Genomic DNA, 23,943 nt, shown 5'->3' with positions numbered 1-23,943 from the left:
CCGACCCCGCCTGCGCCAGCACCGACCCCGCCTGCGCCAGCACCGACCCCGCCTGCGCCAGCACCGACACCACCTGCGCCGGCACCGACACCACCTGCGCCGGCACCGACGCCGCCAGCACCGGCACCGACCCCACCTGCGCCGGCACCGACGCCGCCAGCACCGGCACCGGCACCGGCACCGGCACCGGCACCGGCACCGGCACCGGCACCGGCACCGACGCCGCCAGCACCGGCGCCGCCGCCTGCCCCCACTGCGCCTGCCCTCGGCGGGCACAACCTGGTCTACAACCGAGACGGTGTCGCCGTGTCGCCGCTCAGCATCAGCCCGATCGCAACGCGCGCTTCGGGCAGCACGGTCTTGGTGTCGGTCGGGCGCGGCGTGGTCTCGGCTCATGCGCTGCCGACCGACAACAAGAGCAACGCCTACACGCAGCTCGGCGCGACCCACATCTACACCTTGTGGCAGAACTCCGGCACCGCGCTCTACGCCTGCGCTCGCGCGAGCGGCGGTTCAGGCCATGTCGTGACCGCGCCGAAGTCGGTGCCTGCCGACGAGACCACGCTCAGCGTCGTCGAAGTCGTGAACGGCGGTGCGATCGGCGAAGTCAAGTGGAACGAGGTGCTTTCCGGCAACCCGCTCACCAGCCAGAGCGTCACCACCACCGGCCCGGCCTTGCTGGTGGCGTGGTGGTGGGGCGATGCCAACGTGGTCTCGAACAAGACCGCGATCCCGGACAACGGCTTCAGCGTGATTGATTCGATCCTGCTCGAAGGCGCGCTGGTGCAATGCGCCGTGGCCGTGCGGCAGGTCAGTGCTGCCGGCACCTACCACGTCACCTGGGCAGCCACGCCGCTGCAGGGTGCCCAGCTCTGGATCGCGGCCGTGCAGTCCTCGCCTTGAGTCGGGTCGCCCCGCCGCGGCTTACGCGGCCGTTGCCAGATCGAGGCAGTAACCGCTGTAGTGGGTCAGGCTGTAGTCGGGGCGGTAGGGAATGCGCAAGGGCTTGTCGGGGTTGAGCCAGGCTTCGCGCAAGCGGTAGCCGAGGGCCGTCAGCCCTCGAATCAGGGCGGCCTGCGTCTGCACGCGGTAAGGGCAGAACGCGGTGCCCACGCTGTTGACGGTGAAGTACTCGCGCTCGTCGTGGATCGCCGCGGTGTTGATCACGATGCGACGCGGCAAGCGCTTGTAACCCGCGAGCAACTCGCTCAAGGTTTGCGGCAGGTACTGCAACACGCCCGACGCGAAGAGGATGTCGAGGCCTTCGCCATCGCCGAAGTTCTCGGTGAACTGCAGACGGTGGTTGTCACCTCGCTGAATCGAGAGTTCGCGCCCGTGGGCCACCATCGCCGGCACGTCCTGCACACGCCAGAGCAAGTCGTCGAAGCGCTGCAGCGGTTCGCCGAAGGCGAGGTATTTGATGCCGATGGCGCCCCCCAAATCGAACACGCCCTTCAAGCCTTCCTGAAGCGAGCGGCTCAACCAGTAGAGCGAGGGGTAGTCGTGCTGGTCCATGCGCACGCGCGAGTCGTACATGGCGGCCGAGGCTGCATTGTCGTAACCCTCCAGGCCGAAGGCGTGGGCGGCGGCCACCGCTTCTTCCCAACTGGCGTGCACGCCGAAGAACATGTTCCTGCTGCGGTTGGCGATGAAGGCCTGGCGCGCCTGGCGCTGGATCATTCCGCGCAGCGGCGGCTGGTTTGCCAAGGCATCGACGCGCCGGTGAAGGAACTCGATCAGGGCCATGTGGAATCCATTCGCGGCGGCTCAAAGTGGCGGGGCGACGGGATTATGTCGGAGCCTCCCGCCCATCGACCGCCCCCGAGGCGGGGGTGTTGTTGCGGCCACCCAAGGCTGGACTGATGTGCACTGTTCGCCGCAGAATCGAAGGCCATGAATGACACCGCATCGACCTTCCGCGATTTCACCCCGGGCACTGTGTCGGGCGGGGCGGCCCGGCGTCGCTTCCGTGTCTGGGTCGATCAGCCGCACGCGTTTTCGACCGAGCGTGTGCAGGCGATCCACCACAATTTTCACGAACACCCGCTGATGCAGTTGCCCGAGCTCGCAAAGCTCGCGCAAGACCTGTCGGCGACGAAGCAGTGCCGGTTCATCATGCCCGACACGCAGCAGGCCTCGGCCTTCGCGCACAACGCCGACGCGCACGACGGCCGCACCATCGACGAAGTCTTTCGACGCATCGAGGAGCCCGGCTCCTGGGTCGCGCTGTACAACGTCGAGACTCATCCGGTGTACCGCGAATTTCTCGCCGAGGTCACCGCCTGCGTGCGCCCGCTTGTCGATGCGCAGCAGCCTGGCACATGCAACGTGGGCGGGTTCATTTTCATTTCGGCGCCGCCTTCGGTGACACCGTTCCACATGGACCGCGAGAACAACTTCTGGCTGCAGGTGAAGGGCCGCAAGACGATGAACGTGTGGAACCACACCGACCGGCATGTCGTCGCGGCCGAAACGGTCGACCAGTTCATCATGTACGGCTCGCTCGACAAGGTGCGCCTCAAAGACGGCTTTCGCGAACGCAGCCACGAGTTCGATGTCGGCCCCGGTGACGGTGTCTACTTCCCGAGCACCTCGCCTCACATGACCCGCAGCGACCCGGGCTGGGTGCGTGCCGGCGACGGCGTTTCAATCTCGATCGGCGTGGTGTTCTACACCGACGTGACCCGCCGCTCCGCCAATGTGCACGCCTTGAATCACCTGCTGCGGCGGCTCGGGTTCTCACCGCGTGAACCTGGCGAATCGACCGCGATCGATCGCCTGAAATACCCGTTCGGCCGGGCGCTCATCTGGTTCAAGAAGACCTTCAGGCACTACAAGCCGCAGGTCGGCATGTAAGCGCCTGCCGGCTCAAGTCAGGCTGGAAATCGCGCGCTGCACTTCGGGCACCCAGCTCGTGATCACCTCGATCATGCGTTGCTGAGCCTCCAGCGAGATCAGCGTGTGGTCGAGGTCGGGGCGGAAGTCGCAACGCACCTGGTCGAAGAATGCCTCGTGGCCGAAAGCATCGCGGAACTGCCCGGCGTAGCTGTAGTACTCGATCGACGAGCCGCTGTACATGAAGAAGACCGCAACCCGGCGGTCCACCAACGCTTGTACCGCACGCACGAATTCGTGGCGCGGCGGGTTGGCCGGGCCCGACAGGTCGGGCGCCGGTTCGCCTTCGGGTGCGGCGCGTTTGGGCGTCACGAGCCCGGCCAGCCGCCGCGCGCCGGTGGCAGCGGCTTCGGTCCACGACAGGTTTCGAAAGCGTTTCCAGTGCCGCACCAGGCGAGACCAGCGGCTGCCGTACCAATGCCCGTCGAAGCTCAACAGGCCGACCACGCGCGCGTCGGCCCGCGCAGCCGCGAAGACGTTGACCGCGCCCGAGCAAATGCCGATCAGCGCGAAGCGACGAATGCCGAATGCCTGCTCCAGGTGGTCCATGGCGATGCGCAGGTCGCGCACCGCCTGGGCCCAGAAATCGCCGTCGCTGCCACGTGCGCTTCGGCTGTCGCCCTGGCCCGAGAGGTCGAAGCGAAGGCTCGTTTCACCAGCCCGCGCCAGCGTGCGCGCAAGCTTGACGTTGAGCCGGTGCGGGCCGATGCGCGGGATCACACCGGCGTTGAAGGTGATGAACGCGACCTGAGCCTGCGCATCGCCCACGGGCTGTGTGAGCACGCCGACGAGCGAAGCGTCCGGGCCGAAGACCAGAGGTGTTTCGGTCATGCGTTCGCTCCGGCGTGCTTGACGAGTTGCATCAGCGCCGGCGCGGTGATGAGCGCGCCGTTGTCGGCCGAATCGCTGGCCCACACGGTGCCGTGCGAGAGTGAAACGGCCTGCACACGGCCAGGTGTTGCAGCGCAGGCGGCTGCCAGGTCTCGCCCGTCGGCGTCAGCCGGGTCGGTGAGCGCGACGATCGATGCGGGCCGGGGCGGCCAGCGCAGACCGGTCGGCCGCACGGCCTGCAACTGCTCGCGCAACGCTGGGGGCAGCGCGAAGCCGATCGCCTCGTTCTGAAATTCGGCCGGGTCGCGCGCCCGCTCGCTGGCTGACGGGCGCGGTATGACGCTGAAGGCGTCGCCGAGGATGGCCACGTGCCGCTCGCGCAGGTAGCGCAGATACGCCGCGCCGTCGAGAACCGGGTCCCAGAGGACGAGGCGCTTCAGGCCGGGCGGCGCCTGTTCGGCGGCACGCAGTGCGATCGTGCCCCCGAGACGCATGCCGATCCACACCGTGTCATGCACGGCGCTGCGGGCACGCAATTCGCGGTCGGCCGAGTGCAGATCGGCGGCCCAGCCTTCGAGCTCGCCGTCGCTGCCTTCACCCATCGAGTCGCCGGTGCCGTAGAGGTCGAAACGCAACACCGGGTGCCCGGCACGGGCCAGCCGTTCGGCCAGCACTTTCATCATGCGGTGGGCACGCACTGCTTCCTGCCCGAAGGCCGGGCACAGCACCACTCCCGGCATGGCCGTGGGGGCTGGCTCGCCCGGGTGGAAGATGCCGAACAAGCGGCGCTGCGGCGTGCCGAAGTAGAAGGGCTGGATCGATGGGCCAAGTGTGCTCATGAAGGTTCTTGATCGGGCGGCGTGCACAAAGTTCTCGCCACGGCGGCCAATGCGTTTTCGCCGGCTTGAACGGTGTGCACAAGTACTTCGACAGCACCTGAGTCGGTTTGCAGGGTCAGAACTTTCGGTGCTGGCGCCAGACCGACGTCGAAACCGGCCGGCGCGATGCTCAGGCCGCAGCCCGCCGCCTTCAGGCAGGCTTCCTTGCGCGTCCAGCCGCTAAGGAAGGCGCGTGAAAGATGTTCTTTCGGAGCGCGGCGCAGCTCCTCGTACTCGTTCGCGCTGAAGTTCTGTTCTGCCAGTGGCCAGATGTCGCTCACATCGCGCAGCATTTCGATGTCCACGCCCACGCCGTCTTCTGCACCGATGCCGATGAGCGCGTGGCCTTCGCTGTGGCTCAGGTTGAAACCCCCGCCCCGGCTTGCCCGCGGATGCGGCTTGTCGTGCGCGCCGAGCTCGAATTCTTCGCCTGCCGGCAGTCCGCAGTGCGCCCACAGCAGGCGGCGCAGCAGCACGTGGGCTGCACGATAGCGGGCGGCGTCGCGCGCGAACACGAAGCGTGCGGCGCGCGCCTTCTCTGTCGCAGGCAGCCACGCCGCCGCGTCGTGTTGAGCTGGCCCGTCGAGGCCAGCGAGCCAGAGGCGGACACCCGCGATCGGTGACTGCAGTTCAACCGGTTCCGACGCGTCAGCCACCTCGAGGAATGAAGGTGCAAGCACGGTCAAGAACGGCGCCCCAGTCGACCGAACACCCGCGACAGCAGACCCGGCCGCGCCGATTCTTCGTCGCCGGCGGCAGGCGCCGCTTCGACCGGCGTGGCCGCGACCTGTGCCAGGCTCTCGAACACCAACCGGCGCACGGCCACGCGGATCGAGAGGCGCTTTTCCATTTCCATCACCGCGCGCATCGCGATCAGCGAGTGGCCACCCAGGTCGAAGAAATTGTCGGTGGCCCGGATGTCGGAGACGCCCAGGATGTCTTGCCACACCTGCGCCACGCCTTGTTCGATGTCGCTCAGTGGCTGCTGCAGGCGATGTGGCGCAGCGGCGACGGTTTCGCTCGGTGCCGGCAGGCCCTTGCGATCGACCTTTCCGTTGGGCAGCAGCGGCATGCGCTCGATCGGCACGAAGTGCTGCGGCAGCATGTAGTCGGGCAGAGTCAGGCGAAGATGGGTCCGCAGATCGGGGGCACTGGCTTGCCCGTCGCGGCCGATCAGGTAGGCCACGAGCCTCACATCGCCCGGCTTGTCTTCGCGCACGATCACCACGGCCTGAGCAACCTGCGGGTGGCTGGCGAGGTTCGCCTCGATCTCGCCGAGCTCGATGCGGTGGCCACGCACCTTGACCTGCGAGTCCATGCGGCCCAGGTGCTCGAGCAGCCCGTCATCGCACCAGCGGCCGCGGTCACCGGTGCGGTACAGGCGCCCGTTCGCGATGGCGGGGTCGGCGATGAAACGTTCGGCGGTGAGCTCGGGCCGGTGCAGGTAACCCGTGGTCACGCCACTGCCGCCGATGCAGATCTCTCCCGGCACGCCGACGGCACAGACTTGCCCTTGTTCGTCGAGGATGCGCACCCAGGTGTTCGCGATGGGCCGGCCGATCGAGATGCGTTCGATCGGCAGCTCCACCTGCCAGCAGGTCGACCAGACCGTCGTTTCGGTCGGGCCGTACATGTTCCACAGCGCGTCGCAGCGCTCGCGCAGCGTCTGCGCCAGATCGAGCGGCAGGGCCTCGCCGCCGATCAGGGCCTTGAACGTGGGCGACCCCCTCCAGCCGGCCTCGAGCAGCAGACGCCAGGTGCTGGGCGTGGCCTGCATTGCGGTGGCGCCGCTCGCTTCGAGCAGTTGGCGAAGCGCCGGGCCGCTCTGCGTGGTTTCAGTGCTCGCCAGAACGACCTGTGCACCCACCGAGAGTGGCAGCAGCAGTTCGAGCACCGCAATGTCGAACGACAAGGTGGTCACCGCGAGCAGCTTGTCGTCGGCGACCAGCCCGGGTTCACGCGCCATGCTGGCCAGGAAGTTGAGCACGGCCCCGTGCGGCACGACCACGCCTTTCGGCTTGCCCGTCGAGCCCGACGTGTAGATCACGTAGGCCGGGTCGTCGGCCGTGGCATCGAGCCGGGCGTCGGGCAGCAAGGGTGTGCCGGGCAGGGCTGCGACGGCCGTGGCGTCGGTGTCGACCAGCAACGAAGCCGCGCGCGGCCACGGCAACACCTGCGTGAGCGACGAGTGCGTGATGAGCAGCGCGAGCTTCGCGTCGCTGGCCATGTAGCCCAGGCGGTCGGCCGGGTAGGCCGGATCGAGCGGCACATAGGCGGCGCCCGATTTGAGAACGGCCAACTGCGCCGTCAGCATGTCGGGTGAACGTTCCAGACACAGACCGACCAGCGCCCCGCGCCCCACGCCGCGCGCGCGCAGCGCGTGCGCCAGCCGGTTCGCACCGGTATCGAGTTCGGCGTACGTGAGGGTGGTGTCGCCGCTGCGCAGTGCGACCCGGGGGCCCGACACGAGTGCCTGCGTCTGCAGCAGCGCCGCGATCGAGGGTGCTGGCGACGCGGTGGCCGCGGTGTGGTTCCATCGGTCGAGCGCGGCGAGCTCGGTCGCGGTGGCGTAGGCCAGTTCGCCGACCGCGCGTTGCGGTTCGGCCAGCGCCGAGGCCAGCAAGCGTTCGTAGCGGTCCACGAACCGCTGCACAGTCCCAGGCTCGAACACGTCGGCGTTGTAGCTCAGACCCCCGGCCAGCCCCTGCGGGTGTTCGAGGAACCACAGCCCCAGGTCTTCTGCAGCGCCGGGCTGGAACAGGTGCACCTGCTCCTGCTTCAGCGCGCCCCATTGGCGCGTGCGCTGGCGCGCGTCCTGGAACGAGAAGAAGGCCTGGTAGATCGGTGAGCGGCTTTCGTCGCGCGGCAGGTTCATCTCGCGCACCAGGTGCTCGAAGGGCACGTCGGGCGCCGAGAACGCGTCGAGCACGACGCGGCGAACCTGGGCCACCAGGTCGACAAAACTCTGCCCCGGCTCGATGCTCAGGCGCAAGGGCAGGGCGTTGACGAAGAAGCCCATTACGTTGTCGAGCTGTGCTGAATCGCGGCCGCGCACCGGTGTACCGATCATCAGCTCACGCTGCCCCGACAGCCGGCTGAGCAGCATGGCGTAGACCGCGAGCAGCGTCATGTACAGCGTGGCGTCGTGCGACTGGCCGAAACGCCGCACTTCGTCGGCCAGCGTTTGCGAGAACGCGACCGAACGTGTGCCGCCGGCACCCGACATGCGCGCCGGCCGCGGCCGGTCGAGCGGCAACTCCAGCGGGCCGGGCAGGCCGGCGAGCCGCGCGGTCCAGTGGCCGAGCTGGCGTTTCAGATCGTCGCTCTCCAGCCACTGCGCCTGCCAGTGTGCGAAGTCGGCGTAGCTGGCCGCGAGCGGCGCGAGCGTCGGCTCGGCGCCGCGGCTGTAGGCGCCGTAGAGCGCCGCCATTTCTTCGTAGAGCAGGTCGAACGACCAGCCGTCCCAGATGATGTGGTGCGGCATGAAGAACAGCACGTGTTCTTCTGCGGCGAGCCTGTACAGGCCGACACGGAACAGTGGCGCATCGCGCAGGTCGATCGGCTGAGCCACGCGCTCCTGCATCAGTGCAAGCAGTCGCGCTTCGCGCTCAGCCGGCGCCAGATGCGACAGGTCTTCCACCGGTTGCAGCGAGACCTGCAGGCTCGGCAGGATGTGCTGCACCGGTACGCCGTCTTCGTCGATCACAGCGGTGCGCAACACGGCCTGGCGGCGCAGCATCTCGTTGAAGCTGCGCTCGAAGGCGTTCAGGTCGAAAGCACCGGTCAGGCGGTGCGCCGACGGGGTGTTGTAGGTCACGCGGCCGGGGGCGAGCTGCTCCAGGAACCACAGGCGTTGCTGCATCAGCGAGGTGGGCGCCCGATCTGCTTCGGCATGGATTTCGATCGTGGCAGGTGCGACAACGTCGCTCGCCAGCTGAGCATCGAGCCACTTGGCGAGTTGCGCGATCGACGGTGCATCAAAGACCGCACGCAACGGCACGCGCTGGCCGAGGGAGCGGCTGAGTGCTGTGGCCAGTTGTGCGGCCAGCAACGAATGGCCGCCCAGCGCGAAGAAGTTGTCGTGCACGCTCAGGCCGGGCAGGCTGAGGGCCGATTCCATCGCGGCGGCGACCTCGCGTTCGCGGTCGTTGCGCGGCGCGACGAACTCGCTGGCCACCGCGACTGCCAGATCCGGCGCCGGCAATGCCTTTCGGTCGACCTTGCCGTTCGGCAGCAGCGGAATGGTGGCCAGCGTCACGAAGTGCTGCGGCAGCATGTAGTCGGGCAGCGTCGCTTTCAGATGCGCCACGAGGGCTGCTTCTTCGAGTGCCTGGCCGGGCCGCGGAACGATGTAGGCCACGAGGCGCAGGTCGCCGACCTGGTGTTCGCGGGTCACGACCACGGCGCGCGCCACGCTCGCATGGGCCAGCAGCGTTGTTTCGATTTCGCCGAGCTCGATGCGGTAGCCACGAACCTTGACCTGGAAGTCATTGCGGCCCAGGTGTTCGATCACGCCTTCGCCGCGCCAGCGGCCGCGGTCCCCGGTTCGGTAGAGCAAGGCGCCAGGCGCGTCGGAGAACGGGTCGGCGACGAAACGCTCGGCGGTCAGTTCGGGCCGGTTCAGGTAGCCCGAGGTCACGCCCTCGCCGCCGATCATGATCTCGCCCGGCACGCCGACCGGGCACAGCTGCGAGCGCTCGTCGACGATCCAGATGGCGGTGTTGTCGATCGGCCGACCGATGTCGATCGACGGGGCGCCCGGCTCGACGCGTGTGCAGGTCGACCACACGGTGGTTTCGGTCGGGCCGTACATGTTCCAGAGCGACCCCGTGCGCGCGAGCAACTGTCGGGCGAGGTCGAGGTCGAGTGGCTCGCCACCGCACAAGGCCTTGAAGCCGGCGTTGCCCGCCCAGCCTGCCGCCAGCAGCAGCCGCCAGGTGGCCGGCGTGGCCTGCATGACGTTGACGTGGTGGGTTTCGACCAGCCCTCTCAAGAGGCTCGCGTCGCCCGCTTCTTCGCGGCTCGCCAGCACGATGCGGGCGCCGACGGTCAGCGGCAGCAGCAGTTCCGTCACGGCGATGTCGAACGACAGCGTCGTCACGGCCACCAGCGTGTCTTCGGCGCTCAGCCCGGGGCGGCGCGCCATCGCATGCAGGAAGTTGACGGCCGCGCGATGCGGCACGACCACGCCCTTGGGTTTGCCGGTCGAGCCCGACGTGTAGATCACATAGGCGGGAAGCTCCGAGTGGAGCGCACCCTCCGCATGTTTCAGCGGCCCATGAGGCGCCTGGCCGAGCTGCGCTGCGTCGGTGTCGAGCAGCAGGCAGCGCTCGTGCGGCCACCCCAGCGTCTTTGCCCCTGCGGCGTTGCTGATCAGCAGCGCGAGCCCGGCATCGTCGGCCATGTAGGCCAGGCGGTCGGTCGGGTACGCCGGGTCGAGCGGCACGTAGGCGCATCCCGCTTTGAACACGCCCAGTTGTGCGGCCAGCATGTCTGCACCGCGCTCGATGTGCAGGCCGACCATGGCTCCCGGCGATACGCCACGCGCACTGAGGGTGTGCGCGATCTGGTTGGAACGCGCGTCGAGTGCGGCGTAGCTCAGCGAGACGCTTCCGGTGACCACGGCCACGGCATCGGGCGTACGACCCACTTGCGCTTCGAACAAGTCGTGCACCAGCGTCAGCCGTGAGAAGGGCGTGGCGGTGGTGTTCCAGCCCGCCATCAGCGCACGATCGGCCGCACTCACGAACGGCAGGTCGCCGAGCGCCTGATCGGGTGCGCTGCTGGCCCCGCGCAGAAGCGCCTCGTAGCCGGCCATCCAGCGTTGCACCGTGGCGCCGTCGAACAGATCGCTGTTGTACTGGCACTCGAGCCGCAGGCCACCGTCTTCCTGAACGGCGTTGACGAACAGCTCGAAGTTCTCGTGTGTTCTTGCGTTGCCCGAGAAGGCCAGTTCCAGGCCGGGAAAACCGGCTTGCGTGGTGTCGAGTGCCTGGTCGAGGTTGAACATCACGCTGACCAGCGGCAGGCGGCTCGGCTCGCGGGGCAGCACGAGCTTCTTGAGCAGGGTGCCGAAGGTGTATTGCTGGTGCTCGAAGGCATCGAGCATCGCGGATTGCGTGCTGCCGAGCAGCGTGCCCAGCGGCGCAGCCGCGTCGACGCGCAGGCGCAGTGGCAGCAAGTTCACGCAATGCCCGACCACGCCTTCCCAGCCGGCTTCGCTCTGGCCTGCTGCGGGAACGCCGACCACGAAGTCGTCGCCGCCGCAGACACGCTGCAAGGTCGCCGCGAAGCTGCCGAGCAGCGTCGAGAACAGGCTCGCTCCCTGGCGCGAGCCGAACTTGCGCACCTCAGCCAGCAGGCCGGCGTCGAGTCGAACGTCGAGGCGTTGTGAAGCGAAGCTGCGTTGGGCGTGCCGTGGGCGGTCGGTCGGCAAGTCGAGCAGCGGTGCGCCGTCGGCGAACCGGCTCGTCCAGTAGTTTTCATCGGCGAAGTGTTCGGGGCTGGTGGCGCGTGCCGATTGCGCGAGCGCGTAGTCGGTGAACGACACGGCCGGCGGGAGCTCGGGCGCCTGCCCGAGCTGGCACGCGTAGAGCTGGCCGAGGTCCTTGACGAGCACGCCGAACGACCAGCCGTCGCACACGATGTGGTGTGCGGTGAGCACAAGCAGGTGTTCCTGGGCTTGCAGCTTGAGCAGGCGCGCGCGCAGCAAAGGCCCTTGCTCGAGATCGAAACCGCGATCGACTTCTTCGCGCAGGATTCTGGCCACGCTTGCATCGCGTTCGGCGGCGGGCAGCGCGTCGAGAGAGACCGAGCCGACTTCCAGTGCGCTGGCGGTGTCGGCGATGCAGAGTGTCTGGCCGTCGCTGCCGAAAGTCGCGCGGAGTGCGTCGTGGCGTTCGACGAGTGCGCGTGTGGCGGCCTGCAGCGCCGACACGTCGAGCGGGCCGGTCAGGCGCAGGCTGACCGATTCGTTGTACGCGAGCGAAGCGGCGGTGCTGAGCTGGTCGGCCAACCACACCTCACGCTGTGGCTCGGTGCTGGGAACCACCCGCGTGAGCGGGACTTCTGCGAAAGGGTCGTGGTCGACAGCCGAGAAACCGGCCGGCACTTCAACGCTCATGCATTCACCTTCAGATACTTCGCCGGATCCTTCGGGTTCGGCACGAACCACGCCGGCTTGCCGTCAGCGTCCTTGCCCAGGCGTGCGCCGGGCACGGGCGGCTTGGCCGCGTCGAACACCATCGCCACCGGCACCTTGTGGCGTGGCAAGAAGTCGGACTCCTGCAGCTCACGCACCGAGTCCTTGAACGCGGTGGCGATCAGTTGCACGTCGGCTTCGGAATGCGCCGTCGTGAAGAAGCACGGGAAGTTGTCGAGGATGTGCACGCCGCGGCTGCGCATCATCGCGAACAGCAGGTCTTGCAGCGGGTGGTCTTCGAGCCAGCTCACGCGCCACAGCGACGCGAAGCTGCGGATCTCGAGCGGCGCGCCCACCTCGCGGCAGAACGCGCTGAGCTCGTCGGCCATGGCCAGGGTGCGCTGGTTGAGCCTTTCCTGAAGTTCCGGGCCTTGCTCCTTCAGATGCACGAGCGAGGCCTTCGCCGCGGCGAGCGCGAGCGGGTGGCGCACGAAGGTGCCGGCGAAGTAGGTCACACCGACCGTCGGCATCGAGTCGTCGCCGAACTGCCAGCCGCCGCCGTCGAGCGCGTCCATGTAGTCGCGTTTGCCGGCGATCACGCCGACCGGAAAACCACCGCCGATGACCTTGCCGTAGCAGGCCAGGTCGGCGCGCACGCCGAACAGCGCCTGCGTGCCGCCGAGGTGGGCCCGGAACCCGGTGATCACTTCGTCGAAGATGAAGCAGGTACCGCTCTTTTCGGTGATGGCACGCACTTCCTTCAGAAAGTCGACGGGGCGGAAGTCGGGCCGGCGGCTCTGCACCGGCTCGACCAGAACGGCCGCCAGATCGTCGGCATGCGTGCGGATGAACTCCAGCGCTTCGGGCGTGCCGTACTCGAGCACACGCACGTCGCCGAACACGCCGGCCATGATGCCGGGCGCGGCCGGAATGCCCTTGCCACCGCGGCCGGCGCGCACCAGCACTTCGTCGAAGGTGCCGTGGTACGAGCCGGTGAAGGTGACGACCATGTTGCGGCCGGTCACCGTGCGCGCGATGCGCACGGCCGCCATCACCGCTTCGGAGCCGGTGTTGCACAGGCCGGCACGGTCGAAGCCGGTGAGCTCGCAGACCAGATCGGCCACTTCACCGGCCAGCGGATGTTGCGGCCCGATCTCGTAGCCGGCGTCGAGCTGCTTCTTCACCGCGTCCTGCACGAAGTCGGGTTGCCAGCCGAACAGGTTCATGCCGAACCCGTTGAGCACGTCGACGTACTCGTTGCCGTCGATGTCCCACATGCGCGAACCCTTGCTGCGCTCGATCACGATCTGGTAGGTGATCTCTTTGGTCATCGGGCGGAAGCCGTTGACGACGCGCGGGTCGGCCAGGCGCGAGCGGTGCTGAACGGTGTAATCCTTGCTCTTGCGCGTGCGCTCCACGTAGCGGCGCATGAAGGTGTCGAGCCGCACGCGCTGCCGGTTCGTCACTTCGTTGGCCTGGGTGTGGATGCGGGCGATCGCACCGAAGGCCTTCTTGACGTCGTAGCGTGAGGTCGAGGCTTCTTCGGCAGGCGCGGGCGTGGACGTGGGTGCACCTGCACTGGGCGGCGCGACGACAGCCGCCGGCGCTGCAGGCTGTGTCACGGTGGCTGCCGCCACCTGCGGCGCCACGGCGGCGGCACCGGCCGAGCCGTTCAGCAGCGCGAGCTGTTGTGCCATCAATTGCATCTGCTGCGCGATCACCTGTTGCACCAGCGACGACGGCGCGGCGGCCGGGCCGGCAACGGTCATGGCGAGCGGAGCGAACGCTGCGGGCGCCGCAACGCCCGGTGCCGAAGCGGCCATCACGGCCGGTGCGGCCACCTGCGCCGCTTCGGCCGGCACGGTCTCGTCGAGGAAGGCGGCGAGCGTGTCGAAGCTGCGGTACTTCTCCATCAATTGCCGGAACGTGATCGCGACACTGAAGTTCTTCTTCACCTGGAGCGCCGCTTGGGTCAAGGTGAGCGAGTCCAGGCCGAGTTCGACGAAGGGCGCTGCCGCATCGGCGTCGCCGAGGTCGACGCCGGCCACGTCTTCGAACAGCTCGCGCAGGCGCGAGACGAAGCGCGGGTGCCGCGCGGCGGCGGGCGCAGGGCTGGCGGCAGGTTGGGTGTGGGACATGTCAAGCCTCGGTGCGGGAATATCGGGGGTGATCGTTGCAGTCTGCGGCGCTGCGGCGGGAATTGCGGCGACAACCGGAACAGGTGCGGGCGCTGCCGCCGGAGTCGACGCGTGTGGCGCGTCGATCCAGAAGCGCTTGTGCTCGAAGGCGTAGGTCGGTAGCAGCACGCGGCGCCGGCCTTCGGCGGGCGAGGCTGCGGACGACGGCAACTCGATGCCGACCGACCACAACTGCGCCTGGGCGAGCAACAGCAACGCGGCCTCCGAGTCGGGTGAATCGCCCAGGCTGGCGATCGCCATCGGCGCGCCCTTACCGGGCACCGCATGCTGGCGGGCCAGCGTGGCCAGCGTGCCACGCGGGCCGATCTCGAGAAAGGCAGCGTCGAGGTCCGGCTGCAGTGTGCGCAACGCGGCTGAAAAACGAACCGGTTCGCGCAGGTGGCGTGACCAGTAGCGCGGGTCGGTCGCGTCCTGGTCGGTCATCCAGGTGCCGGTCAAGGTCGACACGATGCGGATCGCGGGTGCCGACAGCGTCACCTTGCGCACTTCGGCTTCGAAGGGCGCGACGGCCGCGTCCATCATCGACGAATGGAAAGCGTGCGAGGTCTGCAGCAGGCGCGCGGTGATGCCGTCGGCTTCCAGCTTCGCCTGCCAGGCTTCGACCAGCGGCGTCGGCCCGGCCACCACGCAACTGAGAGGCCCGTTCTCGGCGGCCAGCGACAGGCCCGCCGGGATGAGCGGCATCAGCTTGTCGAGCGCGAGCCGAACCGACAGCATGCTGCCGCGCGGCAGGGCCTGCATCAATGCACCGCGCATGGCCACGAGGCGTGCCGCATCGGCCAGAGGCATGACACCGGCGATCACCGCGGCCGCGAATTCGCCGATGCTGTGGCCGATGAGCGCGGCTGGTTGCGCTCCACGGGCGAGCCAGACGCGGGCGAGTGCGTATTCGATGCAGAAGGTGGCCGGCTGGGTGGTGTCGGTCGCCGTGAGCGCGTCGGCGCCACCGTCGAACATGCGCGCACGCAGGTCGAAGGGCAGGACCGACCGCAATGCGTCGAGGCATTCATCGAAGGCCGCGCGAAAAGCGCCGTCGCTTTCATACAGGCCACGCCCCATGCCGGCGTACTGCGCTCCCTGACCCGGGAACAGCCACACCTGCGAGGGCACCAATGCACCCACGCTGCGCGCGCTGCGCAGCGGTGCGTCGGCACTGCGCAAGGCGACCACGGCCTGCGACGAAGAATCGGCCACCACCGACAGCCGATGCGTGAAGCGGCTGCGGCCGTGCTGCAGCGTGTAGGCCACGTCGGCGAGATTGAGCTGCGGGTGTGCTTCGAGATGATCGGCCAGTTGCTCGCCCATGCGCTGCAGCGCGGCGGCGGAACGCGCCGACAGTTGCAGCCATTGCGGACCGCGCGCCGGTGTTGACGCAGCGGTCAGCGGCGCCTCTTCCATCACGACGTGAGCGTTCGTGCCGCCGACGCCGAAGCTGCTGACGCCGGCGCGCCGCACCTGCGCAGCGCGCGGCCAAGGCGTGAGCCGGTCGTTGACGATGAACGGGCTGGCGGCGAAGTCGATCTTCGGGTTTTGTTTGTCGAAGTGGATGCTCGGTGGCAACTGTTCGGCTGCGAGCGACAGTGCCGTCTTGATGACACCGCCAGCGCCCGCCGCGATCACCATGTGCCCGACGTTGCTCTTGAGCGAGCCGATGCGGCAGAAGCCGGTGTCGGCCGTGCCGCGCCGGAAAGCCCGCGTCAGGCCTTCGAGTTCGACCGGGTCGCCGAGCGGCGTGGCCGTTCCATGCGTCTCGACGTAAGAGATCGTGCGCGGGTCGACACCGGCCGAAGCCTGCGCCGCGGCGACCACGGCAGCCTGGCCGTCGACGCTCGGTGCCGTGAAGCTGGCCTTGTCGCGCCCGTCGTTGTTGACGGCCACACCGCGGATCACGGCGTACACGGTGTTGCCGTCGGCGATGGCGTCGCTCAGGCGCTTGAGCAACACGACGGTGGTGCCGTCGCTGAACACGGTGCCCTGCGCGTTCGCATCGAAGCTGCGGGTGCGACCGTCGGGCGACAGCATCGCGCCGTCCTGGTACAGGTAACCGCTGCGCGGCGGGCAGGTGATCGACGAGCCGCCCGCCAGGGCCATGTCGCACTGCCCGGCGCGCAGGCTCGTGAAGGCTTGGGCGATCGCCACCAGCGAGGTCGAACACGCCGTGTGCACGCTGACGGCCGGGCCGGTCAGGTTGAGGCGGTTGGCGATGCGGGTGGCGATGTAGTCCTTCTCGTTCGCCAGCATCACCTGGAACTCGCCGAGCTTTTCGATCAGCTCGGGCCGGTGCATGACGTGGCGTTGAAAGTACGTGGCGTTGTACATGCCGGCGAACACGCCGACAGGGCCGCCGGCGGCGTCGGGCGCGTGGCCGCCGCGCTCCAGGCATTCCCAGCACAGCTCCATGAAGATGCGCTGCTGCGGGTCCATCAACTCGGCTTCACGCGGCGAGATGCCGAAGAACGCGGCGTCGAACAGCTCGACGTCGTCGACCACGCCGCGGGCCTTCACATAACACGGGTCGCTCGTCAGCGCCGCGGGCAGGCCCGGGTCGAGCTCGTCGTCCTTGAAGAAGGTGATGCCGTCACGGCCTGCGCACAGGTTGTCCCAGAACTGCTCGACGTTGCGTGCGCCGGGGAAGCGGCCTGCCATCGCGATGACGGCGATCGGTTCTTCGTTCGCACTGCGGCCTGCCGCCGATTGGCGCGACAGGCGGCGCGTGTCGAGCGACAGGTCGGCACCGTCGGCATCGAGCGCCCGCGCCAGCGCGGCAGGTGTGGGCTGGCGGAAGAAGGTGTTGGTCGACAGGCGGGCGGGGTGGTCGCGGCCCAGTTCGGCGATCACGCGCAGCACCAGCAGCGAATTGCCGCCCAGATCGAAGAAGTTGTCGTTGCGGCCGATGGGCTCGAAGCCGAGTGCGCTCGCGAAGGCGGCGCAGACGCGACGCTCGGTCGCGCTCGTGGCCTGCTGGAACGGTTCGGCCAGATCGGGGCGTTCGGACGAGGGTGCCGGCAGCGCGCGGCGGTCGAGCTTGCCGTTCGTGGTGATCGGGAAGGCCGCCATCCAGACGAAGCTGGCAGGCACCATGAATTCAGGCAGGCGCTGACCGAGGTACTGGCGCAGTTCCGCGGCAGGCAGCTCTGCCGCGCCCAGCGCCGCCACAAGGTAGGCGACGAGCCGGGTGTTGCCGGCGCGGTCTTTGGCGGCCACGATGGCACTCGCCTTCAGGCCGGGGTGGCCGGCGAGTGCGGCCTCGATCTCGCCGACCTCGATGCGGAAGCCGCGCACCTTCACCTGGCCGTCGGCGCGCCCGACGAACTCGATGTTGCCATCGGGCAGGTAGCGCACGAGGTCGCCGGTGCGGTACAGGCGCTCGCCGGGCGCGCCGAAAGGGTCGGGCACGAAGCGGTCGCGGGTCAGCGCGTCACGTTTCAGGTAACCACGCGCCAGACCACGGCCGCCGACGAAGAGTTCGCCAACCAGCCCGATCGGCAAGTGCTGCATCGTCGGCGAGAGCACGTGCACGGGGGTGTCGGTGATGGGGCGGCCGATCGGCACCGAGCGCGCGTGCGCAGGAAGGTCACGCGGAATGGCATACGCGGCCGTGAAGGTCGTGCACTCGGTCGGCCCGTAGCCATTGATGATCGTCACCTCGGGCAGCGCCTGCATCGCACGGCGCACGTGGGCGACGGAGAGGGCTTCGCCGCCGATCAGCAATTGCTTCAGGCCGTGCAGGTGGCGCGGGTCGTCGTCGACCACCGCATTGAACAGCGCGGCCGTGAGCCAGGCCGTGCTCACCTGTTCTTTGCGGATCGTGCGCGCGAGGCCGGCGCCGGTGGGCAGGTCTTCGTCGTGCAACACGCAGCGCCCGCCATTCAGCAAGGGGCCCCAGATTTCGAGCGTCGAAGCGTCGAAACCAAGAGGCGCCGCGTGCATCACGGCGGCGGTGGGGCTGAGTTCGACATAGCGTGCATCCAGCACCAGGCGCAGGATGGAGCGGTGGCAGATCTCGATGCCCTTGGGTGTGCCGGTGGAGCCCGAGGTGTACATCACGTAGGCGAGCGAATCACCAGAGGCCGCGACCGGTGCGAACACCGGTTGCGCGGACTGGTCATCGGGCGCGGCGTCGATCGTGAGCACCGGGGTCGGGCCGGTGAAGACGGCGCGGTGCTCGCTGCCGGTGACGACGAGCACGACCGATGCGTCGTCGAGCATGAAGGCCAGGCGTTCTGCAGGGTACGACACGTCGACCGGCAGGTACGCGGCACCGGCTTTCAGCACACCGAGCAGCGCGACGATCGAGGTCATCGACCGTTCGAGCGCCACGCACACCGTCTGCCCTGCGGCCACGCCGTGCTGTTGCAAGCGCGCCGCGAACTGCGTCGACTGCCGATCAAGCTCGGCATAGGTCATCAAGGCACCCCGATACGACAGGGCGGCGGCATCGCCGCGTGCGGCGGCTTGTTGTGCAAACACGCCGTGCACGCTCAGTGCGGGTCGCGCCGAAGAGAGCGGCGCATTCCACTCGACGAGCTGGCGCTGGCGTTGTGCGGCCTGCAAGGTTTCGACGGCGCTCACTGGCTTGTCGAGGCTGGCGAGCAGTGAAGAAGACGCCTGAACCACGGCGTCGAGCACCGTCCGCGCCTGCTCCTCGTCCATCACGGCGGTCGATGTGAAAACGACGAGGCTGCGGCGGGTCGTGCCCCGCAGGCCCAGGGCCAGCACTGAGTCTTCGGCAAGCGCCGGCCCATTCCCGCTCGTCAACGAGCCGAGCCAGCCGAACGCCGCCCCGCCGGTGTCACGCTGCCGGACATCGACCTCGGCGAGCCACTTGGCGCAGGTTTGCGTGAGGTCGGATGCACCGGCATGGCCGTGCAGTGCCGCCCCGCGCCACTGGCTTTGCAGCAGCAGCCAGGCCGCGCAGTACAGGGTGTCTGGCAGCAGGCCCGCAGACGCGCAGAGGGCATTGGCCTCCTGCGTCAGCGCTGCGGGCAGTTCGGTGCTGAGCTCGATCGTGCGCGGCGCCGCAGACGCGAGCGACGACGGAACGAACAGGTCCGACAAAGCGAGGGCTGTGCTGGGTTCGGTGGGCTGCGAGGCAGAGAACATGGTCGAGGATTCGGGCGCGTGGTCAACAGGGCGTGGACCATGCCTTGGCGAGGCCGGTTGGCAGCAGAGTCAGCACGCACGGACTGTATGACCGGAAGGACACGAATCTTCCTGCTCCCACCCCCCTATTCTGGTTAACCAAAGGTCACATCCGCACCGTACCGGTCGCTCGTGGAGCGGCCATGTGCGCACAAGTTCACTGTCGCTTTACACGCTCGGGCGCGCGCCCTCCAGCGCGAGCAAGGCCAGCTTGCGATCCACGCCACCGGCATAGCCCGTCAACGAACCGTCGGCGCCCACCACGCGGTGGCAGGGCACGAGCACCGAGACCGGGTTGCGGCCGACCGCGCCACCCACCGCGCGCACGGCCCTGGCCGATGCCACGTGTTGCGCGATGCCCCCGTAGGTCTGCGTGCTGCCCGCAGGAATCGCCAGCAAGGCCCGCCACACCGACTGCTGGAAGGGTGTGCCCAGCAAGTCGAGCGGCACGTCGAACTGCGTCGTTTCCCCGGCGAAATATCGCTTGAGTTGCAACGCGGCCCGGTGCAGCAACGGGTCGTCTTCGCGTACCGGGGCGTCCAGCGCCCCCGGGTGGTGCTTCTGCCCCTCGAACCACACCCCGGCCAAGCCCTTGGCCGTGCGTGCCAGCAGCACCGGGCCGAGCGGTGAAGCGATGGTGCACTGGGCCGTGCACGCGGCGTGAATCGAATCGGTGACTTGGCTCATGGCTTTTTCTCCAGGCTGTTCCAAAGGCGCAGCACGGCGTAGGACCGCCAGGGCTGCCAGGCTTGCGCGCGGGCGTCGGCCTCGCGCTGGTTGTTCGTATCGAAGCGCTCGCGCATCGCCTTGAGCACCGCCACGTCGTTCGGCGGAAATGCGTCGGGCCAGCCGAGCGCGCGCATCGCGACGTAGTGCGCCGTCCAGGGGCCGATGCCGGGCAGGGCGCACAGCGCGTCAATCAGCGGCTCGGCGCGGGCCTTCGGCGCGAGCCGCGCAGCGATCTGCGGCCAGGCCTTCGCGATGCCGATGATGGCGCCGGCCCGGGTGCGGATGATGCCGAGCTCGGCGATGCTCTCGATCGGTGCCGCGGCCAGCACTTCGGGTGCCGGGAAGAGCCGGCTCACGTCGGCCCAGGGTGTGCCGATCGGCTCGCCGAAACGTTCGACGACACGGCGCGCGAGTGTGCGGGCGGCCGCCACCGTGACCTGCTGCCCGAGCACGGCGCGCACCGCGAGCTCGAAGCCGTCGAGGCTGCCTGGCAAGCGCAGGCCGGGGTCGCCCGGCAAGTCGGCCAATGCGGCGTCGATGGCCTGCGGCATGGCATCGAGGTCGAGCCAGCGGCGCACGGCGGCCACCACGGCGCCGCTCGAGCCCGCCAGTTCCGGCGCGAACCGCAGGTGCAGCAGCGAAGGCTGGGTGAGTGACGCCGCCGTGGCGAATTCCGCTTCGATCCAGCCGGCCGTCGCGGCGACCGTGCCGGCCCGCACGCTGCGCCGGATGCGCCGGCCCTCGACGTGTTCGATGCCCGGAATGGCGCGCAGTGCGATGAAGCGCATCAAGGCCGCCACGTCGTAAGGCGCGCGGTAGGCGAGCTTGACCGTGACGCCGGTGGTGGGTGTCCCGGCCTCCTCGGGCACCTCGCCGCGGAGCCGGCTCGGGCTCATGCGGTAGCTCTCGGCAAAGGCCGCGTTGAAGCGCCGCAGGCTGTTGAAGCCGCTCGCGAGCGCGACCTGCGCGACCGGCATCCGCGTGTCGGTGAGCAGCTGCTTGGCGAGAAGCAAACGCCGCGTCTGCAGGTATTGCAGCGGCGTGACGCCGTGCTCGGCCTGGAAGATGCGGCGCAAATGCCGGTCACTCACGCCCAGGCGGTCAGCCAGCGCTGCCACGCTCGGCGGCTCGGGCATCGCGGCGTGCGCTTCGAGCACATCGGCTGCCTGGCGGGCCAGCGTGCGCGAAGCGTCCATCGTCGTCCACGCAGGGTCGGCGCCGGGTGCGATCTCGGGCCGGCACTTCAGGCACGGCCGGAACGCGGCCGCCTCGGCCTGCGCCGGTGTGTCGAAGAAGCGGCAGTTCTTGCGCAACGGCGTGCGCACGCGGCAGATTGGCCGGCAGTAGATGCCGGTCGAGGTGACGCCGACGAACAGCCGGCCGTCGAAACGGGCGTCACGGGCGGTGATGACCTGGTACGCGGCGGCGTCGTCGAGGCGGGGTGTGGCTTGCAGCATGGGGCCGATTATGGTCAGCCTGCCCCAGCAGACTGGCCGTTTTCGGACACGTCCCGCCAGCCCGGCGGCTCAGGGCACGTGCAAAACGAGGGCGACCGTCTGTGCGGTCAGTTCGTCGAGGTCGACACGCTTCACCGAGCGCGGTTTGCTGCGGTACCACGTGGCCGAAAAGTTGATCGCCCCGAGGATCATCAAGCGCGCGAGCCGCGCCTCGGCACGCAGCAGCCCGAGCGTGTGCAACTCGTCGAGCGTGCCTTGCCAGATCGCGTCGTAGCGGTCTTTCAGTTCGATGATGCGCCGCTTGTACTGCGCCGGCAAAGCGCGCCAGTCGTACAGCATCACCGGGATGAAATCGCTGCCCGTGTCGTGCAGGATGCCGTAGTGCGTGCGCACGAGCCGTTTGAAACGTTCGGGCGCGGCGAGCGACGTGTCGGCCAGCGCCTCTTGCGTGCGCGCCAGGCCAAGCCGCAGCCCTTCTTCCATCACCGCCATCAGCAACTCGTGCTTGTTCGCGAAGTGGTAGTAAGAACTGCCGGAGCGCATGCCGACGGCGTGGGCAATATCGCGTACCGAGGTGCCGTCGAAGCCCTTCTCGCGGAACAGCCGCGCTGCGACGCGGATCAGTTCGGCGCGGCGGTTCGCGGGCTCGGTGACCGCAACGGCTTCGGCCCTGGCCTTCACGCGCTCACTTCCACCAGCACCTGGCGCGCCGCGACCTGATCGCCCACGCTCGTGTGCAGCGCGCCCACGGTGCCGTCGAAAGGCGCGTGGACCTGGTGTTCCATCTTCATCGCCTCCATCACGATCAACAGCGCGCCCGCCTGCACCTGCGCGCCGGGTGCCGTGTGGACCTGCGTCACGCGGCCGTGCATCGGCGCCCGCAAGGCACCCGCCTTCGCACCCGCGCTTGCTTCGGGCGCGGCGTGCCGCCGGTCTTGCAGCGTGAGTTCGAAGCCGCCCGATTGCCACCACGACTCGCTGCCGTCGTTCACGCAGCGCGCGCTGACGGGGTGGCCATCGACGACCGCGTGAACGAGCGAACGGCTCTCGCGCACCAGCCCGGCGATGTGGTGCGTGTGGTCGCCGCATCGCGCCGTCAACCCGGCAGGCGAGCCGTCCAGACGCCATGTTTCGCTCGTTTCGCCGATGCTGATCGGCGCCAGCGTGCCGACGTGGTTCGACGACGTCCAGCCGGCCCAGAGCGCGGGCAAGGCGGCGGGCGCGAGCGTGGCATTGCTCGCCGCTGCAAGGGCGCGCAGCCACGACGGCGCGCCACCCGTACGGGCCGCGTCGTCCTTGAAATGCAGGCCGAGAAACGCCGTCGTGACGGCGCTGGCGGTGAACGCCGGATGGCGCAGCACACTCGCCAGAAACGCGCGGTTCGTCGTCACGCCGAGACACACGCAGCGGTCGAGCGCATCGGCGAGCTTGTGGGTGGCCGCCAGCCGGCTCGGCGCGTGCGCGATGAGCTTGGCGAGCATCGAGTCGTAAAACGGGCTGACCTCGCAGCCGCTCGCCAGCGCGTGGTCGCAGCGCACGCTGCGTGGCGGCTGCCAGTGCAACACGCGGCCCGACTGCGGCAGGTAGCCGTGCGCGGGGTCTTCGGCACACAAGCGCGCTTCGATGGCGTGGCCACCCGACTCGAACCGCTGCAGCACCTCGTCTTGTGTCAGCGGCAGCGCTTCGCCCGCTGCCACGCGCAACTGCCACTCGACCAAATCGACACCGACGAGCGCTTCTGTCACCGGGTGCTCGACCTGGAGGCGGGTGTTCATCTCCATGAACCAGAACTCGCCGCTCTCGTCGAGCAGGAACTCGACCGTGCCCGCGCCTGCGTAACCCACGGCCCGCGCGACCGCGACGGCCACCTCGCCCATGCGCCGCCGCAGCGATGGCGAGACGGCCGGCGAGGGCGCCTCTTCGATGATCTTCTGGTGGCGGCGCTGCACCGAACAGTCGCGCTCGCCGAGGTGCAACACCCTGCCGAGCGTGTCGGCGAAGACCTGGATCTCGACATGGCGCGGCGCGAGCAGCGCCCTTTCGAGGAGCAAGCGCGCGTTGCCGAACGCCGCTTGCGCTTCGGCCGCCGCCGAATCGAGCGCCGCATCGAGATCGTTCATCTGCGTGACGAACCGCATGCCACGCCCGCCGCCACCCGCCGTGGCCTTGATCATCAGCGGCACGCCGATGCGTTCGGCCTCCATGCGCAGCGTGCCGCGCTGCTGGTCTTCGCCGTCGTAGCCGGGCAAGACTGGCACGCCGGCGGCGGCCATGCGTTGGCGCGCCTGCGCCTTGTCGGCCATGGCGAGCATCGCGGCCGGCGGCGGGCCGATCCAGGCGAGGCCGGCGTCGATCACGGCCTGGGCAAACGTGGCGTTCTCGGACAGGAAACCATAGCCCGGGTGCACCGCCTGCGCGCCGGAAACGCGGGCCGCGTCGAGCAGCTTGTCGATGCGCAGGTAAGAGTCGGCCGGCCGATCGCCGCCGATCGGCACGACGGTGTCGCAGGCATCGGTGTGCGGTGCGCCGGCGTCGACGGCCGACGCCACGGCGATGGTCTTGAAGCCGAGCGTGCGTGCCGTGCGCGCGACACGAGTGACGATCTCGCCGCGGTTCGCGATCAGCACCGAATCGAAGCGGCTCACTGGACTACCCTCTGCACTGCGTGCGCC

Annotated in this window: 13 protein-coding genes; 2 read left to right on the top strand and 11 right to left on the bottom strand. The window is 68.8% G+C overall.

Annotated features, from left to right (window positions below):
* Positions 1-232, bottom strand: a 232-nt coding sequence (locus AC30PD_RS11795; protein ID WP_489535844.1) for a hypothetical protein, incomplete at its 3' end; no start/stop codon positions are given.
* 74 nt (positions 233-306) lie between these two features.
* Between AC30PD_RS11795 and AC30PD_RS11790 the strand changes: the two genes are divergently transcribed.
* Positions 307-903, top strand: coding sequence for a hypothetical protein (locus tag AC30PD_RS11790; protein ID WP_489535843.1), 597 nt, complete (start codon positions 307-309; stop codon positions 901-903).
* Between the two features lie 21 nt (positions 904-924).
* On the opposite strand, the gene AC30PD_RS11785 is transcribed toward AC30PD_RS11790, so the two are convergent.
* Entirely contained in the window at positions 925-1,746 is an 822-nt protein-coding gene (locus tag AC30PD_RS11785; protein WP_489535842.1) for a methyltransferase, TIGR04325 family, read from the bottom strand.
* A 147-nt stretch (positions 1,747-1,893) separates the two neighbouring features.
* On the opposite strand from AC30PD_RS11785, the gene AC30PD_RS11780 reads away from it, so the two are divergent.
* Positions 1,894-2,856, top strand: coding sequence for a JmjC domain-containing protein (locus tag AC30PD_RS11780; RefSeq protein ID WP_489535841.1), 963 nt, complete (start codon positions 1,894-1,896; stop codon positions 2,854-2,856).
* A 12-nt stretch (positions 2,857-2,868) separates the two neighbouring features.
* Here AC30PD_RS11780 and AC30PD_RS11775 read toward each other — a convergent pair whose 3' ends face one another.
* From AC30PD_RS11775 to AC30PD_RS11735, 9 genes are all read right to left on the bottom strand, one after another.
* Complete coding sequence (locus AC30PD_RS11775) at positions 2,869-3,726, bottom strand: serine aminopeptidase domain-containing protein (RefSeq protein WP_489535840.1); 858 nt, start codon at positions 3,724-3,726, stop codon at positions 2,869-2,871.
* Positions 3,723-4,565 carry an alpha/beta fold hydrolase gene (locus tag AC30PD_RS11770; RefSeq protein ID WP_489535839.1) on the bottom strand — a complete coding sequence of 281 codons (843 nt, stop codon included), beginning with the start codon at positions 4,563-4,565 and terminating at the stop codon, positions 3,723-3,725. Before AC30PD_RS11770 ends, AC30PD_RS11775 begins: the two co-directional genes overlap by 4 nt.
* The gene (locus tag AC30PD_RS11765) at positions 4,562-5,119 is read right to left on the bottom strand and encodes a 4'-phosphopantetheinyl transferase family protein (RefSeq protein ID WP_489535838.1); all 558 of its coding nucleotides are present in this window, start codon (positions 5,117-5,119) and stop codon (positions 4,562-4,564) included. Before AC30PD_RS11765 ends, AC30PD_RS11770 begins: the two co-directional genes overlap by 4 nt.
* 167 nt (positions 5,120-5,286) lie before the next feature.
* A complete protein-coding gene (locus tag AC30PD_RS11760) occupies positions 5,287-11,727 on the bottom strand; it encodes an amino acid adenylation domain-containing protein (RefSeq protein ID WP_489535837.1) in 6,441 nt (2,146 codons plus the stop codon).
* Positions 11,724-19,046, bottom strand: coding sequence for an amino acid adenylation domain-containing protein (locus AC30PD_RS11755; RefSeq protein WP_489535836.1), 7,323 nt, complete (start codon positions 19,044-19,046; stop codon positions 11,724-11,726). The genes AC30PD_RS11760 and AC30PD_RS11755 overlap by 4 nt, the downstream gene beginning before the upstream one ends.
* Before the next feature lie 207 nt (positions 19,047-19,253).
* Positions 19,254-19,772: a methylated-DNA--[protein]-cysteine S-methyltransferase gene (locus AC30PD_RS11750; protein WP_489535835.1), complete on the bottom strand. Its 519-nt coding sequence runs from the start codon at positions 19,770-19,772 to the stop codon at positions 19,254-19,256.
* Positions 19,769-21,271, bottom strand: a complete 1,503-nt coding sequence (locus tag AC30PD_RS11745) for a DNA-3-methyladenine glycosylase 2 family protein (protein WP_489535834.1) — start codon at positions 21,269-21,271, stop codon at positions 19,769-19,771. The genes AC30PD_RS11750 and AC30PD_RS11745 overlap by 4 nt, the downstream gene beginning before the upstream one ends.
* 69 nt (positions 21,272-21,340) lie before the next feature.
* A complete protein-coding gene (locus tag AC30PD_RS11740) occupies positions 21,341-21,952 on the bottom strand; it encodes a TetR/AcrR family transcriptional regulator (RefSeq protein ID WP_489535833.1) in 612 nt (203 codons plus the stop codon).
* Positions 21,949-23,916 carry an acetyl/propionyl/methylcrotonyl-CoA carboxylase subunit alpha gene (locus tag AC30PD_RS11735; protein ID WP_489535832.1) on the bottom strand — a complete coding sequence of 656 codons (1,968 nt, stop codon included), beginning with the start codon at positions 23,914-23,916 and terminating at the stop codon, positions 21,949-21,951. Before AC30PD_RS11735 ends, AC30PD_RS11740 begins: the two co-directional genes overlap by 4 nt.
* Positions 23,917-23,943 lie beyond the last annotated feature (27 nt).

The organism is Rhizobacter sp. (assembly GCF_032229685.1).
GTDB lineage: Bacteria > Pseudomonadota > Gammaproteobacteria > Burkholderiales > Burkholderiaceae_C > LMDS01.
Note: the sequence above shows the minus strand (reverse complement) of the source record. Positions and strands in the feature narration are given on the sequence as shown.